The sequence below is a fragment of the Sulfitobacter sp. S190 genome (assembly GCF_025141935.1).
Classification (GTDB): domain Bacteria; phylum Pseudomonadota; class Alphaproteobacteria; order Rhodobacterales; family Rhodobacteraceae; genus Sulfitobacter.
Genome location: NZ_CP081120.1, coordinates 2,178,846 through 2,196,523, shown reverse-complemented (window position 1 = coordinate 2,196,523; position 17,678 = coordinate 2,178,846). Strand labels below are relative to the sequence as shown.

The following is a 17,678-nucleotide window of genomic DNA, read 5'->3' as shown; positions in this document are numbered from 1 at the left end:
CAACTTTGGTCGCCCCAGATCAAGAACAGCGGCGCGTTTTGTCCAAAAAGTAACGCCGCCGCAGTTGATATGTATCAACTTGCAGGGCTCCATAAGGCATCTGTATACCATCCATATGGATGGAGAATCAGATGAGTAACGTGAAACAGCTGCGAGACCGGCTTCCAGAGAACGAGAAGATTACCATCAACCTGGGCTTTGTAGACCTGGGCCGGATAGATCTGCTCGTTCAGGAAGGTTTCTACTCAAATCGCAGTGACCTCATACGCACGGCAATTCGGAACCAGCTTGATACGCACTCCGGCGTCGTCAGCCAAACACTCGAGCGGCATACGATGGAGTTGGGGCTGCGAGACTTTTCCCGACAAGATCTGGAGAAGGTGCGCGATGCAGGTGAGAAACTGCATATCAAGGTGGTGGGACTTGCGCGGTTCGACGCGGATATCAGCGCGGAGCTCGCGTTGCAGACGATCGCTTCCATCAATGTGCTCGGCGCCCTACAGGCCAGCAAAGACCTAAAAGAGGCGCTTGCTGATCGCATTAGCTAGCACCTGCAATTTTATTGAGGACAGAATATGAAATTTTTCAACGTGGGCGCAATGGGCCCGGCGTTTGATGCCGCGCGGCTATCAAATGCGAACTCTCTTGTTGAGCGCACCCTGTCGCAACATGGTCTGTGGCCCGCAGATGATGGGTTGCAAAGGTCAAAACCGCTGGGCGATCAGGCACCTATGGACCCGATGGCGCAGTTTGGTTCGAAGCTGAAAGCGCCACGGAATAACAGGTCGCAACATCGTAAAACCTATACCTGTCGCGCAGGTAGCCGCGAGTATCTCATTTACGTTCCGGAGGTCGCATCGGAGCAGGCCAGTGGCGTGGTGATGATGCTTCACGGCTGCACGCAATCGCCAGAGGACTTTGCGGCAGGCACCGGCATGAACGCGCTCGCCGATTTGCATGGTTTCGTAGTCGTCTATCCAGTGCAGGCGCGGGGAAACAACGCCCAATCCTGTTGGAATTGGTTCTCTGTGGCTGATCAGCGCCGAGGGGCCGGAGAACCCGCAATCCTTGCGGGATTGGCTGCTGAAGTGGCAGCAGATCACAAGGTCGACCGCGCAAATACCTTTGTTGCCGGACTATCTGCCGGGGCTGCCATGGCAGCAATTTTGGGCGAAACCTATCCCGACGTATTCGCCGCAGTTGGCGCTCACTCGGGTTTGCCCAAAGGGGCGGCACGCGACGTCCCATCGGCATTTGGTGCGATGTCCGGTAAGATTCTCGACGCGGCACTACCGTCAAAGAGTGGGTCAACGGTTCGTACAATAGCGTTTCACGGCACGCGTGACAGCACAGTTCACCCCGAAAACAGCGAGCGTATTTTTCGCCGTGCCACCAATATCCGTGGTTCATCCGGCAACGCTACGACGGAACTTGGTACGCAGAATGGTCGCTCTTACGAGAGATGCATCGTTTGGGGAGACGACGGTGTTCCCACGGCGGAGTTATGGCGTGTGGAGGGGCAGGGGCACGCGTGGTCAGGAGGAGATAAGTCCGGCTCTTACACTGATGATCAAGGTCCTGATGCAAGCCGAGAGATGGTGCGCTTTTTCTTCAATTGTGTGGAAGGTGTATAGAAATATGTCATTATCGACACTTACGTTCGACGCAGTTGATGAATGTCTTCCTGGTCAGAAATGGTTGGCGCGCTGGAACCGTTCATGGCCGGCATACGAGGCTTGGTTCACGGCCCGTGGCGGCGACATGGGTCCTTCACGGAGCGAGTCTGAAGCCGCGCTTAAACGGCACATGCCAGAACTCTATCCGATCTATGTCAAACTTCTCAGGCTGGCTGGTGGAACGGATCGGGCTGCCCGCTTCCTGACAACGTGGTGTCCTCCTTGCTATCTTGGTGGTTGCTCGATTGCTGCGTCAGCTACAAAATCCGAGGTTCGTCTTGTAAGAAATTACGACTTGTCGCCAGAGCTGAATGAGGGGCTGCTTTTGAGGTCCGAATGGAACGGGCGACCCGTCATGGGGATGATCGAGTTTTTATGGGGTGTCTCTGACGGAATAAACGAAGCTGGATTGAGTGTTGCGCTCGCCTATGGTGGGCGTTCCGAAACCGCAACGGGCTTTGGCATCACGACGATATTGAGATATGTTCTGGAAACCTGTGATACGGTTTCGCAGGCGCTATCGGTGCTAGGTCGCGTACCATCACATATGGCGTATAACGTTGTTTTGGCGGACGCCGAGGGACATACCGCAAGTGTAGAGCTGACGCCCGGAGGCGGGTGTAAGCGGATGCGGAAGGCCATTGCGACCAATCATCAAAGCGGTCCGAAAATGGCGGAGCGTCCCGAATTTACACGAAGTTTCGAGAGGCTCTCACATCTGGATCAGCTTGACGTGCCGCCAGAAGAGTTATGCGCTCAATTTCTGGATGCGCCGTTGTTGCAGCACAGGTACAGCGAGGGGTTTGGTACACTATTCACAGCAGAATACGATCCCAAGAGGCGTTCTCTGGCTCTGACCATGGCCGGCGTGCACTGGACGCAAAAATTGGGTGATTTTCGCGAAGGTCAGGAAACCATCAGGTACGCAGCAGAACGCGCAGTAACCGCGGATCAGCCCGACGGGCAGCGTCCGAAATGGTCGATGGCGGGGCTCATCGACTGGTCCGAAGTCGCTACAGATTACGCTAGTGGTTGCGGGAAGGAGATTTGGCAGTATCTGCCTTCCAGCGACAGGACCGCGCAACAACCTGGTAAGAAGACGATGGAGATGGTTGAGTAGGTAGCAATATCTGGTGTACGCGTTTTCTGCGGCCACTAGAGTAACGGGCCGTTTCAATAATGCCGAAGCGTGGTAACCATAGTCATGTCGATTGATTACGAAAGCTGTCTTATCAGCCGCCTATCGCGCTTCGTCGCGCTTACGGAAGCGGAATGTGCGTTTGTCGCAAGCATGGAAAAAGACGAGCGTGCCTGTCGGAAAGGGCATCCGGTCGTAAACATCGGTGATGTCTCCGAAGGAGTTACCGTCCTGAAGTCCGGTTGGGCCGTGGTGAAATCTGGCAGTGCGAAAGGACCTAGTCAGATCCTGCGGATCTATCTGCCGGGTGAAGTGATGGGTATAGCCGAGCTTGGATCGTCTCATGCGAACCACCAGATCGTTATGTTGACAGACGGGACGGTTTGTCCCTTTCCCCGTAAAGGCTTGGCACCTTTGTTCAACGACTATCCGAGACTGGCGGCGCTGCTCATGTCGCTCAGTAGCCTTGACCAGATCGCTCTGCGCCATCATGCAAACAGCCTTGCCTCGATGGATGCTGCAAACAAGTTGAAGTATTGGCTCCTACAGCTTCGATCCCGTCTGGAAGTCGCGAATGTGGGTTTGGGCAATCGCTTTCGCGTACCCTTTAGCCAAGTCGAAATCGGACAAGCGGTGGGTATGACGTCGATCTACGTGAACAAGCTGCTCAGAAAGTTCGTCGACGAGGGGGATCTGGAGATTGAACGGCCCTACTTCCGACTGTTGAAAAGGGAAGTGTGGGAGCACGACTGCGAGTTTGTGAACGCCTTCCGAGATATGGATACCTCATGGTTTCCCGACACCGTTGGTGAGGGGAAGATCGGGGCCGCAGATTTATCGAAATAATTCGTGCTGGCGCGGTGTATTTCTGCCGTGGTTCCATGGGATTTGATCAAGTCGCAATCCCATGCGCAAGTTCCAAGCGGCGCAGTGAGATTTAAGCTCCTGCAAACGTAAAGATCAGAGCGCAGCAAGAATTCAAGGTGAATGGCGCACTACGGCCGGCCCCTTGATCCAAATTTGTTATCGCCCGACAACTGCGACGGGCCTTTCCTGCCAAACGGTCAGAACCGACTTTGGTACATTCCGGCGTTGATCCGGACGCGGCGGCACATCGATGGTGTGCCGCAAAAATCTAGTGTCACCTATGAGGTTTCGCTGTTGTCGGTCACGCGCTCACAGAAAACACACGTCATGATAATCTTTGGATGCTTTTGGAAAGGGAAGATCCTGATGTCCTTCTTCTCTTGCAATGCAATGACTTGCCGCAAGGGTTCATACGGTTCCAGAGTTATACACAAAAAAAGGACCGCCCAGAGGGCGGTCCATGATTGTAGGGCACCTACTATCGGTCAATAAAACGAGGCTCTACGCATGTTCTATAAAAACTCTGAGCATCGCTTTGTTAGGCTTATCCAGCAAGCCGACCAGCCTAGCGTTCGCTTAGTCGAGACCGAGTTGTTCTGCCAGCCGGATGCCGGGTTCGAGAACCTTTACTTCGGCCTCATTGTATTCCGGCATATTTTCAAGTTGTGACTGCGTATGCTCCGGCAAGATCAGTTCGTCACGACGAAGGATGAGCTTCTCAACCGGCACGGCGATTTCGTTTTCGCCCATACCGAGAAAGCCACCGACGCCCACGATTGCAACAAGCGTCTGACCGCGCACACCGATAAAATCTACTTCGCCGACATCTTCGCCGGTTTCGGTTGCAACACTGCGACCAATCAGGTCTTCCGCGGTGCGATCAAAAATCGGAAGGACCTTAACAGATTCCTGATAGCGAGAGCGGTCTTCTTCGCTCATGTTGCCCTCGGCGTCGGCATTGAAGTCTTCGAGCACGACGCGCGCCTGCATCTGTTCAACCTGAACGTCAGCTTCGCCGCCGTCTACGACGTTTACTTCAGCCTCTTCGCTTGTCACCGAAACATTGGCGTCGTCGCCTTGCTCAACGTTCACTTGAGCGTCTTCTTGCGTGACGTTTACTTCGGCTGCTTCTGAAGCTGTCACGTTTACCGACGCTTCACCCTGTTGGAATTCAATACGCGGCTGTGCTTCCTGAATTGTGATCTTTGGCTCCGGGCGGACAAACCGTACCACAGGTTCCGGCTGATCGAGATCGATGATTGGCTCTCCCGTATCCACATCTACCTGGGGTTTTGGCACCATCACGGTGACCACAGGTTCAGGGATGACAACAGTAATTTGCGGCTGTGCCTGCTCAACTGTAATAATGGGGGCTTGTTGTCGTACGCGTACTGTTGGTTCAGGAACGACGACTGTGATTTCAGGTTGTGGCTGCTCGACGGTCACGACGGGCTGACCTTGTGTAACTTCGACGTTTGGATCCGGAACAGTGACATTGACCGTTGCATCTTCTTGTTCAACAACGACTTGGCCACCTTGAACGGGGACAGTTGTTTCATCAGTCCCGGTGGCAGATTGAGCGAACACGCCACCGGCGGTAAATGCGCCAATAGCGACGGTGCTCAGAAGTGTTTTCATAGTAGTATTCATAGTATTTTTCCCAAGACGGCCAGAAGCTCAAAGGCGTCGAATAGTGCTCCGCAAGTTTGATTCCGGTCTTTTGAATTACCAGTGAGAGTTCCGCAAAACCGAAGTTCGTGCAGTTTCCCCACGGCGGCCCAGAGTGACGATTTCGTCAATCTTTCAAGCTATTTACAAACTAGGTGGGTGGCGTCCGAAGTCGTTCCTGAGCGCACTAAACTGGAACAGGTTTTTGGCACTTTCTTGTTAAATAATGTCTGATAATTGAATTCTGGAAACGGCTGGAGGACGTTTCATCTCAGCATGCTTATGGGCAGCAAGCAAAGCCTGTAAGGCCCCACTTGACCCACCCTTGAAATATCACTGTCGCTGCTCGGATGCTCGAAGAACCGTCACGCATTGACGGTTTGAATGCTCGAGATCTGAAAAATATGAGTTCAAGCTATTGACCCAAATGATCGAGTATTTACTCAAGAACTACTTGGATCAATGATGTCTAGGCCGTGATTTGGGGTGGTCCTGAATAATTTTCTTTTCATGAGAATAATTCGAAACGCGCCGGTCAATCCGTCGGTGCCAGAAAATTTTTTGCGGCGACGCCGAGTAAATTCGGTGGTTCGGACTAGATTTGAAGAGCTTTTACGTAGCATCGGAGCACGTTTGTACCAAAGGGCAAGCACCGCTTAACGGGACTTGTCCGCTTGCACCCTCCCGGTTCGGTGCGTTCAAGACGTGGGCAAGAACGCCAAGAAATTCCCGACCAGCCACGCGAGCCTGAAGGGGTGGCATCCTAGCTCATCCCAGTGTCGCACCAGATCGTCTTCGTCCTGCTACATCAGGATTTGAGTATTGCTGCGATTGCGTTGGCGTATGCGATTTATAGAAAATTTCAGCAAAGGGAACGATTGTGATCGCTCGGCGTTCATCGGTATGAAACATTGCATATTTTTCCTACTTTTCGCCGGTCCAGTTGCTGCCCAGGATATGGGCGAAGCCATTCCGCCAGCGACCTTCAAAATCCAATTCGACAACCTTCAGTTGATAATCGAAAATGGGGTGGTCGAGCTGACTGTGAAGCAAGAGGACTTACAAAAAATCCTCGCGAACCTTCCGGAAAATGCAACGATCGTTACACCAGACGAAACTGATGTTAGCGGAGCGGACGAAAGCGAAAATTCCGACTGATCGTAAAGTTTGGGATTTTTGGCACTTTGTTTCGGTTTAAACGGGGCGTCTTGAGCTTTCCGTCAAAGTCCGTCTCGAGGGATGCTGCGATGCAGTGTTTAGCCGCATGCTCAGCGCCCTTCCTAAACACCGTTCTCCGTATAGGTATCGTTATACGTTCCTCTCTCGGCCTATTACCGTTGCACCTTTGAAGAACTGAAATGCTATGCCAAGCGGCACCACCGCTGCGAAGAGGGTCATTGCAAGCCACATTGGACCTTGCGGATTTCCTGTCGCATCAAGAATCGCACCTGCGACCGGCGGTGTGATCCACATGATCGCATAGTAAACCGTAAAGAATATCCCCATGCCAAAGGCTCTGACCTGAGGCCGCATCGCTTGTCCTGCCATGGCCATGATGACCCCGGCAGGTGCCATTCCGATCAGTCCGAATAGAATACTTGCGCCAACGCCAACACCAGCGCCGGGCAGACCAAGCAGCAGGAGCGCTGCGATGGCGCCGCCCATACAGAGCGCCAAGACAGTGTTCTGTCCGCCGAAACGATCCACGAATTGCCCGCAGGCCGCACCGGAGAGGATCATGATCCAACTGCCGATGCTGATGATACCGGCGGCAGCGAGGGCGGTTTGACCGTGGCCCTCGAGAACCTTTGGCGCGAAGGCAAGATAGATGACATAGGCTGCGTTAAATACCCCCCATGCCATCCCCGCAAACACGATCAAACGCCATTCCTGCCCGGTCATCGAAATCCGCGCGCCGCCCGGCGCCGCAGGCAAATCATGCGGTGGCCGGTAAAGCAAAAACACCCCGGCTGCCGCGACAAGGCAGTATACCGAAGCCGCCTGAAACGGGACCTGCCAGCCATAGGTTTGGGCGAGCCAGGTGTGACCGATTTGGCCCATGGCGATCCCGAACGGCCAACTCATCACAAGAATGCTCATGGCCGTCGCGATCTCGCGGCCTTCAAACCAATCCGCGACCATTTTGGTGAAATAGAGCGTCGTGAAAAGAAAACCGGATCCGGAAAGGACCCGGCCAATGCCAAGGGTCCAGCTCTCCACCGCAACGGACGACGCAGCACTGCCAAGGGCCAGTGCGCAAAGTCCGAACACCACCATCGTCCGATCTGAAACGTATCGTCCCCAATATCCGGCCGGTATGGCCAAGAACAGACCCGGGGCCATGAACAACCCGATCAGAAAGCCGAGATCAGCGTAGGTGAACCCGAAGACGGCGATCAAATCGTCGCCCACGGACGCCACCGTTTGAAATTGAAGCCCAATTCCGACGCGCGCGAAAAACAGGAGCGCCAGAATGCGCCAGCGCATCACGCCCAGCCAAGCTGGCGCAGCGCGTGCACGTCGTTCCAGATTTTGGTCATATGACTGATCTTGTCGCCCTCGAACTGCATCACATAGGCGTAATCCGAAACAACAGCGTTGCCCGTTGGCGCGACGGGGCCGCCTTGGCCGGTTTGTGTGCCGTGGAATTCGGCCGTCGCGACAGCCGAATTTCGGGCTTCATCCATTGCAAAGGATGTAAGCACGTAGCGCCCATCCGGCACCGGGGTCAGCAAACCTTTCATCCACTCGCAATACTCTGCGAGGGTCTTGGTCTCGGCGAGCGCATCCGCCTGACAAGCAAAGGTAGCACCTTCAGTGCACCAGGTTTGGCATGTCTCCCATCCTTTACCTGTTTCGCAGGCATCAAAGAACGCTTGGGCGATTTCAAATTGTGTCATTGCAAAATCCTCTATGAAATTGGTTGCAAATTGAGGCTACAGCATCCCGCACAGCGTCGCATATCGTGCAGATGCAGTAATTTTCAGGGTTTGAGCTGCTGTATGCGCCTCATGCATTTGCAGGATTGTTCCGACGTCGGCTTTTGGTATCTTTGACCATCGACGCCAGATGGATCGGATTAGATGCTCGATGACAGCCGCCTCAGCCCCAGGGAGCAGCAGATCGCCAAAAGCTATGCCGCTGGATGCAACTATCAGGAAATCGCCGCGAATTTGCACATCGCGCCCTCCACTGTGCGGACACATCTTGCGACGATCTACCGGAAGCTGGAGGTGTCCTCCAAAGTAGACTTGGCAAATCGGCTCAATGGGCAAGGCCCTGTCCCACAGGACCAGGTGGATCACGCGGCGATCATCTCGGAACTGGCTCTGAGCCTTGAGGAGGCGCTGAGCCGCGAGAAAGCGCTGAGCGAAGTGCTTCGTATCATTGGTGCGTCTCGCGGAGATCTCGGCCTGGTCATGCCCGCCATTCTGCGCCATGCGTTGGACCTATGCGACGCAGAGTTCGGTATCTTGTTCGAATACCGGGGCAAGAAGCAGTTTCAGGCCAGCTTTACTCTGGGGATACCAGCGGCCTTTCAGCGGTGGCTCGATGAAAGCGGCATATTCAGCGCAAGCGATCAAACCGGGCTGGGCAGGATGGTCGCCAGTAGGACCACGGTCAATATCATGGATGTGAAATCAGAGGCGATATACCGGACAGACGATCCCTTGCGGTTTGCCACAGCAGATCTGGGTGGTGCGCGATCCTTTGTTGCAATTCCTATGCTGGCTGCAGATCAGCTTGTCGGGGCTTTTACTGTCTATCGCCAATCCGTGCGCCCGTTTTCGGAAGATTCACTCAGGCTGGCAGAGATTTTTGCGGCACAAAGCGTCATCGCCTTGGAAAACGCGCGTCTCATGAGCGACAGCGGACATCCGCAATAATCGCTGGAACGGCAGCGCAGTCCCGCAGTCGGTATCTGACGCTTTGAGGTATCGCAGATGGCTGGCTATGCGGTCGTTTGAAGCAGTTTGGCAACTTCCTTCAGGAGATATGCTGCCGAATAGGGCTTGTGAACGACTGGAATGGCGGGAAATCGGGTTTCAAGATCGTACTGGAGGCCGTTTCCGGTGGCGAACACGAAGGGGACGTTCAATTGCCTGAGCCGTTCCGCGATCGGAAAACTGAGGTCACCTCGCAAGTCGATGTCCAGAATTGCGGCCTCGAACGTTTCGGTTTCGACGGCTGCCATTGTCTCGTCGAAGGTCGACAACGGCCCGACGAGGCTTGCACCCGCTTCCTCGAGTTCCCATGACACGTCGAGAGCGATAAGCACCTCGTCCTCGGCAAATAGAATGCGACGTCCGGCAAGCGGTTTTGGTGCTGCGTCATCCCTGAGCGGGGTGGAAGACTTGCCCGCCAAGCCTGTATCGTCTTGCTTCGTCGTCGTCATGAGCACCGAACTCTTTTACTTCACGCCTGCAACGGTGAGCCTGAGCCTGAGACCGCTGTCCGTCCATTCCCTAGCGATCGTCGCCCCCATTTGCTGGGTGAGCCGATCGATCAGTTGTGTACCAAAACTTGGATCTCTGTCTTTTGTTCCAATACCCGCGCAATCCGATGAAGTTTCATCCCACTGCACGGTCACGGTGGGGGGCAGGTCGCTCTGCTCGGTGGTGCTGACGTCGATCGCCAGACTGCCTTTTCCCGGCCTGAGCGCACCGTATTTGACCGCGTTCGTTGCCAGTTCGTGCAAGAGCAGCCCGACAGGAGTGACGTATATCTGGGGGATTGCGGCAGACGCGCCCGAGATCCGGACCCGATTTTGGGCGGTATCGTAGGGGGAGAGGATCGCCTCCAGTATCTGTCGCAGGACAACCGGGGTGGACCGGTCTGTGCCCATACTCACCTCATGCGCGGCCGTGAGCGACTGCAACCGTCCCGCCAGCGCATCGACGAAGGGCTCCGATCCGGGCATTTCACGCGATGTGATGCGGATCATGGATTGCATCATGCCAAAGAGGTTCTTCACGCGGTGGTGCAACTCCGCATTCACCAGCTCCAGCTGGGCCGACGCAACTGTTTCCGCGGTAATGTCTCTTACGATCCCGAAAGCGCTGACAGCTTCGCCGTTCTTGACCTCAATCTCGGAGGAAGAATGGAACCAGCGCATCACACCGTCAGACAGCCTGCGAAACCGGTAGCAATCACCCCATGCAGCCCCATCCGCAATGGCCTCTTCGAATGCCTTCATCACGCGGTCGCGATCTTCGGTGTGCACGGCATGCGCATACGTCTCGACCGATATTTCGGCCGGTGCGCCACACATTTCTTGAAATGTCGGGTTTAGCGTCATTCTCTGGGTTGCAAGATCGACCTCGGCGATGCCCAGCTGCGCGATTTCATTCGCACGCTTGAAACGCGCTTCGCTCTTGCGCAAATCTTCGGCAAGCGTGTCCGAACTTTTCACCACTTTCGTCTCCCAGATTGCGCACCAAGCAACGCGCACGCGAACGACGGACTAACGGTTGGACGGGGGCCCTTCAAGGGGCATGCTCTGGCCGGTATGTCTTGTCGCGATTTACTCTTCTCGGGCCACTGAACTAACTTGGTCGCGGCCAATATCCACTCGATTTTTCATGCATGGGTGAAAGCTTGTCTATTGCCACGACGCCGGAGCCATAACGACCTGAAGAACAGGAACGGACGAGACGCCCGAACGGGGGCCGGACCATACAGACAGGTCCGGTCCGGCGCCGCGCTGCGAGACAGCAGGGGGAGCCACGCTGTGTTATACGAGAAAGTCGATTTCGGACATGGCCGACAGGTTCCAGCCAGAGAAAACGACCGTCACACCCTGATCGGAGAATACAACATCCTCGCCGCTCAACCGCATCTGCGCCAGCACGTCCGATCCGCTGTCGTAGCCGAAATCGCGAAACTCGGCCGTGTCCCACATGTCGAATTGCAGAACGATGTCGCGGCCCTTGTGGTCTGCGTCAAAGACGAAGGTATCCGCACGGTAGCTGCCCGCCAGAATATCGTCGTTCGCGCCCCCCTCGAAGGTGTCGCCGGGACTTTGCTGCATGAACTCGCGCAGCGAGGGCGTGGTGGTGCGCGTGAACTCCGGACTTTGGGAGAACCCCAGCACGACGCTTTCGCGTGAATTGCCCGCTTCCAACAGGTCCAGCCACGCGTTGAAGCCCGTGTCATCCGGTTCCCGGTCGAGCACGTTGCGGTAGAGCAGCTCTACGAAGGCTTCGTTGTTCAATGCGCCGTAGTTGTTTTGGAACTCAGTGGATTGCACGAAACCGCTGGCGATATCCTCGATGGCCGCGTTGTTGGCAAGCTGGCGGGTCCAGTCATCAAGGCCGGCGTCGTCAGGATTGCGGTCGAGCGTCGCTTGATAAAGGCGGTAGACATCGTCGACAAAACTGCCTTGATCGCGGGCTTCGGCATAGAGGTTTGCCAACTCGCGGGTCTGCTCCCTGAATTCCGGACTTTCGGAAAAGCCCCGCACCACGGCGGACCGCGCGGCGCCATCCGCAAGCATGTCCAACCAGCCTTCCAGCCCTGTCGCGTCCGCATCGCGCCCGAGCACGTTCTGGTAGAGAAGTTCGACAAAGGCGCGGTCTTCGAGGTTGCCGTAGGTCTGTAGAAATTCCGGCGAACCGGTGAACCCGGAAATCACCTGCAGCGCATCGCGCGCGCCGGTTTCCAGCAGGTCGGTCCAGACATCGAAGCCGCCGGTGTCGGGCAGCCGGTTGAGCGTCGCCTGATAGATGCGGAACAACTGCGCCTCGAAGCCGTCGGATGCCTCGACGATCCGATCACCGACGAGCAGATCCTCACCGACCCCGCCCTGCAGCGTATCGCGGCCCACGCCGCCGATCAGCGTATCCGCCCCGATCGCACCGCCGAAGGCGCCGAAGACAGGCGCAGAACCGTTTTCCCACGCCGTCAGGTTCAGGGCGCCGTTGCCTTGCGTATCGGTGAAGGGGGTCGATTCATTGGCTGCCCCGCCTTGCCAGTTGGAAACGAGGCTGGGATCAGCCGCTGCGTCCGGTATGGCATCAAATGCGAATGCGGCGATTTCCTCGGCAGAGCGCACGACATTCCACACGCGGATGTCACCGATTGCACCGCGGAAAATCTGGTCGTCGACAAAGCCGCCACCGACATCGTCCTGATCCGCACCGAAGACCAGCGTGCCGCCGGCCTGCAGAGGGGTCACGGCGGCGGGTTCGCGCGTCTCGAACGCGAGGTCTCCGTTCACGTAGACCTGCAGGCGGTTTACGCCGTCCGTCCCGTCGAGCGTGAGCGTCAGCCGTGCGGCGTTTCCATCAAGGACATCACGGGTCAGGATATCTGTCTCGATCCGGGTGCCGTTGACCAAGATGGCAATGATGCTGCCCTCGTCGCCCTGCACAAGGATTTCATTGTCGGTGCCGGGCACTGCGTAGGACATCCAGTAGCTTACCGATCCTGACTGCGTCGCCTCGTCACCACGCAGGATGAATTCGAACGTCGCGGTCGTGGTCGGCATCGCATCGTAGTTTTCGATCACCAGATACTGCCTGCCTGCGTCGCCCTGATTGAGAAGCGCGAGGGAGACTTCGTAACCGACCAGATTGAGATCGCGCTCAAAGTCACCACCGGTCAGAAGGTCGTTTCCGGAGCCGCCGTCGAGCGCATCGGCGCCCCTCCCGCTGTGCAGGACATCATTGCCGATGTCACCCCGCAGCCGATCTTTTCCATCGTCGCCCCAAAGCCGGTCATTGCCCCCACCGCCGGACAAATCGTCGTTCTCGGGTCCGCCCGAAATTCTGTCGTCGCCTCTGTCGCCCCGGATCGTATCCTGCCCGCTACCGCCCGAGAGCAGGTCATCGCCATCCAGACCTGAAATCGCATCATTTCCGTCGATGCCGAGAACGAAATCCCTTTGCGCCGTGCCAAACAGCGTATTGCGGATTTCCGGAGACTCGTCAGTTGCGGGGAAATAACGGTCGTCCCCGCTTGTGCCCGAGCCGTAGTTTCCAACAATAAGCGATTGGTTTGAATAAAAACGGTAAAGAGGATCCTCAACGATGCTGTTGATCACCGTTTGGTAGCGGCCCGAAGCGTGTTCAGGGCCAAATCCGGTTTGCGTGGCCTGCCCATCTACGGTGGCAAGGTCGATTGGCAGAAAACGCTGATAGTTCTGGTTGTCCAAGAGCGGAACCGTGACCAATGTCACATTTCCGGAAAAGGGGTAGGGCACCGGGTCCTGGGAATGGCCAAGCCCGATGTAATAATCCGGTGCCCGAGGGCCGTCGACGCCCGGACGCCCCACAAGATCATTCAGGACATCGGTATCAACCTGCCCCGCGAACCAATTGGTGCCGACCGTGTTCAGACCTGTCAGAAGTTGGGGGGCCATACCGGGTGAGGCGACGGCAACCGCCGTCAGGTCGATGGAGGATTTGACCTGCTGGCCGTGGACTGCCGTGAAGATATCTACCATGGCGGCGCCCAGACTGTGCCCTGCGACAATGAATTTCGAGACATCGTTTCCGTTGTCATTGGCATAGGAAATCGCGGCCTCGATGATGGGGCGCAGGGATTCATAGTGCTTTTCCTGACCCAGCTCCGACCATGCCTGACCCGTGGCCGCGCGGACGGTATCTTCGCCATCGGTGCCGCGGAACGTAAGGACAAGCTCCTTGCTGCCGTCCGCCAGGGTCCGCTGCGCCAGAAGCGCCTGCGCTTCGTATTTGTCGTCGACCACCAGCAGATCGACCGATCCTTCATAGAGCCCGCCCGCCTGAAAAACGGCTTGGGCGGCGTAGCGGTTGTCGGACTGCACGCGCGTGCCGCCCGTGGGCACGTAGTGATCGCCAAGCTGCTGGTCCGTCAGAACCTGCCAGCCAAGGCTGTCGAAAAATGCCCTGTAGTCGTCGTCCCGCCCGTTGTCGGCACCATTGTTACGCAAGGCCACGTTCGCGAGTTTCCCGTCGCCGTAAACGGAGTGGGCAAACAGGATTGCGGTTTTGACCTCTTCGCCCGAATTGGCGAGCGTCTTGACCGGACCCACACTGTGCCGATCTGCGTCGATGATTTCGACCCGTCTGTTGTTGCCGGTGAGCTCGCCACCGTTTGTATTCACGATGCGTGCCTCGAACCGCTCCGGTACGGTGTCGCCAATGCGAAACGTCACGGATTCCGCATCTGTCTGCCCGGCACCGAGGCCCAATAAAAGGCTGTCCGTCTCGTCCAGCCTGCGGCCGTCCACGAAATACTGGATTTGCGTGGGCTGGCCGATGTTATAATTCCGGTCGCCGATATTTGTGATATCCACGATGAATTCCGCTTCGCTGTTCGGCGTCAGCGGGCCTTCGATCGTGATGTCCTTGACCACGAGATCGGGGATGGTGGGGACGCGGTTTTCCACGAAAACCTGCAGGTTTTCCACGACGAGGTCTTCACCGGTGCGGTTGTCCACATAAAAGCGCCATCTTCCGTTGACCGCTTCGCCGTCAAACGCAAACAGGCTTTGAGACGCGAAACCGCTTGCGTTGAAAAAGATGTCGTGATCGTTTTCGTTGTCCTGATCAAAGGCCGTGTCCGCCTGAACACCGAATAGATCCGGAAGGTCCGGTGCATCGAAGATCACGTCACGGACACCGGGATTGCCGCCGGGGGCCACGTAGGAGGGCGAGCCGATGTAGAGCTCGACCTTGCCCAGATCGACCTGTCCGCCGTCCGCCGCGCGGACATTCATGGCGAAGCGGACATTGGTGGCAATGGCGCCGTTTTCTTCGCCTCTTGGATCGAATGTCCACCAGCGATAGCCAGTGCCAAATGTAATTGGTGAACCGTTCGAAAATACCGCTGTTGGCATGAAAATACCTTTTTGAGATATGCCCCAGCCGTCATTCTGGCCCGGGGCATGCTGTTTGGTGTAACTCGCAGTCTTAAATGGGAACTAATCAACAGGCCCGGACACGATGCGTCAATGGTTCAATCGCTGTCGTGTGCGCAAATAAAGGGCAGGGGGCAAAGCGGTAGAGCAGTGCGCATTGCGCAACCGACCGCGATCTTATGGATTGCCAGAAAAATGGTTGCAGATGTCGGGCATGGACACAGGCTTTGCAAAGGCTCTGGCATCATAGAGGGCAAGCGTGGCGGGCTGGATATCCGCCCCGGTCGTAAAGCAGATCTTTACGCCCTTTGAGACCAGTTGATCGGCCAGCTCGAAAGTCTGACCGTCTGGCAGATTGAGATCGAGAACAGCCCAGTCGAAGTGATCTGTGGCGATCTTTTCTTTCGCATCGGCCAGCGTGTGTACGATGACAACCTCGCCAAGGCCCCGGTCTTCGACCTCTGCCTCGAAGTCCATTGCGACGAGCGCCTCGTCTTCGGCTAGTAGTATGCGCAAAATCTGGGTCTCTTGAGGGTCGTCAGGGTGATATCTAGTGAACGCGCTTGGCATTTCAACAAATTAATCTACCTTCCCCGAAGCTCAGAATAAGTCCAAGAATCCCATGCCATTCCACCGCCTCCAGAACCGCCGCCTACTCTTGCCGCTGCTCGCCGTGATGGTTGCGTTGCTGATATCGGGTGTATTCACCTATCAATCCTACCAGACCGAAGACAGACTGCGCGCCCAGACGACGTTATCGACAAGCATACTGACGCGTCTTCGCCAGATCGAGGCCGGCGTTCTGGATGCAGAGACAGGTCAGCGTGGATACATCCTCACCGGCAATCCTGTCTACCTCGAGCCCTATGAGACCGGGCCAGAGCAGTACCGGGAGAGTATGGAAGAGCTTGCCGATCTGCTGTCAGGCATCTTGACGGACACGCAGCAAGACGCGCTTGAGGATCTGGAGGCGCTGGCCGAGCTGAAATTCGAGGAGCTTGCCGAAACAATCCGATTGACGGATGCCGGCCGGCGGCCCGAGGCGCTGGCCCTGATCAACAGCGATGTCGGCAAGCAGTTGATGCAGGGCATCCGCGCGCGCATCGCCGAACTCGGGTCCGAAGAACAGATCATCCTGCAGGATGCGCTCAATGGTGCGCGTGTGGCGCATGACAGAACCGCCGTCGTGTTGCTCGCCTCGGTTCTCTTTATCGCCATCCTGCTTGGCTTTGTCTGGTACCTGTTCTCGCGCGCTGTCAAGCTGGACCGTACGCAAGAGCTTTTGCAGGAGGTGGCAGAGCACCGCGACAGAAACGCCTTGCTGGCGCAGGAGCTAAGTCACCGTGTCAAGAACCTGTTCGGGATCATCACTTCCATCGTGCGCTTGACCGGCCGTGGGGAAACGGATGCACCCACGCTGGTCAACAAGATCAGCGAGCGCATAAAATCATTGTCCCGGGCACATGCTCTTACGACCACCGAGGCGGGCACTGCCAGTATTCAATTGTCCAGCCTGATCGAGACTGTGCTCGAGCCCTATGCCGATGACGGGCGCGTCTATTCTCTGACCGGTGAACCGGTGACGATACCCGATACCCATCTGACGCCGCTCGGGTTGATCCTGCATGAGCTGGTCACGAATGCCGTCAAATACGGCGCGTGGCGCGGCAATGAAGCGGGGAGCGTCGAAATCCATTGGTCTGTTGACGGTGTTGACACAGATCAAAGAAATCCGTTCGTCAATTTGACATGGAAAGAGACGCAAAACGGAACCGAGGGGGCCAACAACATCATCGACCCGCTCAAGGAGAATTCTTCCGGTTTCGGCACCAAAATGATGATGATGAGTGCCCAACAACTTGGCGGGACGTTAAAGAGGGAATGGCGCGATGGGCTGACGGCTCTCCTGCGCTTCAGGCTCAACCCCGTTCCGATCAACGCAGAAAGATAGCAAAGTGACGATTTCCATTCTTGTTGCCGAAGACGAAGCCATGATCGCGATGCAGATCGAGATGGATCTTGAGGACGCGGGTTACCGGGTGGTGGGGCCATGCATGACGTTGCAGGCCTGTTTTGACGCGGTGGGGGACCAGCAGATCAATGCCGCCGTGCTGGACGTTGATCTGGCGGGCTATGATGTTTTCCCGGTCGCGGCCGAACTCCAGAAACGCGGCACCGACTTTGTGTTTCACACAGGTCGGGGAAAGAAGGACAAGATCGTCGAGCTGTTTCCCGACGCGCCGATTTGTACGAAGCCGGCGGAAGTCATTGAATTGCTGCGCAATCTGGACCTGCCCAAGGTCGCGCCCTGACAAATCCACTTATCCGGTCGCCCCTGTCGGGATGATGCGGCAGCTGTTCCTTGGCGCTGGGCCTGTTTGGCGGCACAGGCTGTCGGACTCATCGATTGCAAAATAAATTGGCAGTTTCGTCTGGCCCGCCTCTTTTGCGTGCCTATGAAACCCGGTGCACAGGGTGCCTGATG

Annotated in this window: 15 protein-coding genes; 8 read left to right on the top strand and 7 right to left on the bottom strand. The window is 56.4% G+C overall.

What is annotated here, in order from left to right; genetic code table 11:
• The first annotated feature begins 131 nt into the window (after window positions 1-131).
• The 4 genes from K3756_RS11040 (at window position 132) to K3756_RS11025 (ending at window position 3,660) form a co-directional block, all read left to right on the top strand.
• The gene (locus K3756_RS11040) at window positions 132-548 is read left to right on the top strand and encodes a CopG family transcriptional regulator (protein WP_259987348.1); all 417 of its coding nucleotides are present in this window, start codon (window positions 132-134) and stop codon (window positions 546-548) included.
• Between the two features lie 27 nt (window positions 549-575).
• Window positions 576-1,634 (top strand): PHB depolymerase family esterase, encoded by a 1,059-nt coding sequence (locus tag K3756_RS11035; RefSeq protein WP_259987346.1) that lies wholly within the window; start codon window positions 576-578, stop codon window positions 1,632-1,634.
• A complete protein-coding gene (locus K3756_RS11030) occupies window positions 1,567-2,796 on the top strand; it encodes a C45 family autoproteolytic acyltransferase/hydolase (RefSeq protein WP_259987345.1) in 1,230 nt (409 codons plus the stop codon). Before K3756_RS11035 ends, K3756_RS11030 begins: the two co-directional genes overlap by 68 nt.
• Window positions 2,797-2,880: 84 nt before the next feature.
• On the top strand, window positions 2,881-3,660 hold the full coding sequence (locus K3756_RS11025; protein ID WP_259987343.1) for a Crp/Fnr family transcriptional regulator: 780 nt from the start codon (window positions 2,881-2,883) through the stop codon (window positions 3,658-3,660).
• Between the two features lie 597 nt (window positions 3,661-4,257).
• On the opposite strand, the gene K3756_RS11020 is transcribed toward K3756_RS11025, so the two are convergent.
• Window positions 4,258-5,319 (bottom strand): PRC-barrel domain-containing protein, encoded by a 1,062-nt coding sequence (locus K3756_RS11020; protein WP_259987341.1) that lies wholly within the window; start codon window positions 5,317-5,319, stop codon window positions 4,258-4,260.
• Window positions 5,320-6,171: 852 nt separating this feature from the next.
• On the opposite strand from K3756_RS11020, the gene K3756_RS11015 reads away from it, so the two are divergent.
• Window positions 6,172-6,507, top strand: coding sequence for a hypothetical protein (locus K3756_RS11015; protein WP_259987339.1), 336 nt, complete (start codon window positions 6,172-6,174; stop codon window positions 6,505-6,507).
• A gap of 150 nt (window positions 6,508-6,657) precedes the next feature.
• On the opposite strand, the gene K3756_RS11010 is transcribed toward K3756_RS11015, so the two are convergent.
• Both K3756_RS11010 and K3756_RS11005 read right to left on the bottom strand, forming a co-directional pair.
• The gene (locus K3756_RS11010) at window positions 6,658-7,836 is read right to left on the bottom strand and encodes a CynX/NimT family MFS transporter (RefSeq protein WP_259987336.1); all 1,179 of its coding nucleotides are present in this window, start codon (window positions 7,834-7,836) and stop codon (window positions 6,658-6,660) included.
• Complete coding sequence (locus K3756_RS11005) at window positions 7,836-8,249, bottom strand: ester cyclase (protein WP_259987334.1); 414 nt, start codon at window positions 8,247-8,249, stop codon at window positions 7,836-7,838. The genes K3756_RS11010 and K3756_RS11005 overlap by 1 nt, the downstream gene beginning before the upstream one ends.
• Before the next feature lie 183 nt (window positions 8,250-8,432).
• Here K3756_RS11005 and K3756_RS11000 point away from each other — a divergent pair, with 183 nt between their 5' ends.
• The gene (locus K3756_RS11000; protein ID WP_259987332.1) at window positions 8,433-9,236 is read left to right on the top strand and encodes a LuxR C-terminal-related transcriptional regulator; all 804 of its coding nucleotides are present in this window, start codon (window positions 8,433-8,435) and stop codon (window positions 9,234-9,236) included.
• Window positions 9,237-9,301: 65 nt separating this feature from the next.
• Here K3756_RS11000 and K3756_RS10995 read toward each other — a convergent pair whose 3' ends face one another.
• From K3756_RS10995 to K3756_RS10980, 4 genes are all read right to left on the bottom strand, one after another.
• A complete protein-coding gene (locus K3756_RS10995; RefSeq protein WP_259987330.1) occupies window positions 9,302-9,745 on the bottom strand; it encodes a hypothetical protein in 444 nt (147 codons plus the stop codon).
• Between the two features lie 15 nt (window positions 9,746-9,760).
• Entirely contained in the window at window positions 9,761-10,762 is a 1,002-nt protein-coding gene (locus K3756_RS10990; RefSeq protein WP_259987328.1) for a sensor histidine kinase, read from the bottom strand.
• A gap of 321 nt (window positions 10,763-11,083) precedes the next feature.
• On the bottom strand, window positions 11,084-15,172 hold the full coding sequence (locus tag K3756_RS10985; RefSeq protein WP_259987325.1) for a DUF4214 domain-containing protein: 4,089 nt from the start codon (window positions 15,170-15,172) through the stop codon (window positions 11,084-11,086).
• 198 nt (window positions 15,173-15,370) lie between these two features.
• Window positions 15,371-15,709, bottom strand: a complete 339-nt coding sequence (locus K3756_RS10980) for a response regulator (RefSeq protein WP_259987323.1) — start codon at window positions 15,707-15,709, stop codon at window positions 15,371-15,373.
• A gap of 106 nt (window positions 15,710-15,815) precedes the next feature.
• On the opposite strand from K3756_RS10980, the gene K3756_RS10975 reads away from it, so the two are divergent.
• Window positions 15,816-17,144: a CHASE3 domain-containing protein gene (locus K3756_RS10975; protein ID WP_259987322.1), complete on the top strand. Its 1,329-nt coding sequence runs from the start codon at window positions 15,816-15,818 to the stop codon at window positions 17,142-17,144.
• Between the two features lie 4 nt (window positions 17,145-17,148).
• Window positions 17,149-17,505: a response regulator gene (locus K3756_RS10970; protein WP_259987321.1), complete on the top strand. Its 357-nt coding sequence runs from the start codon at window positions 17,149-17,151 to the stop codon at window positions 17,503-17,505.
• Window positions 17,506-17,678 lie beyond the last annotated feature (173 nt).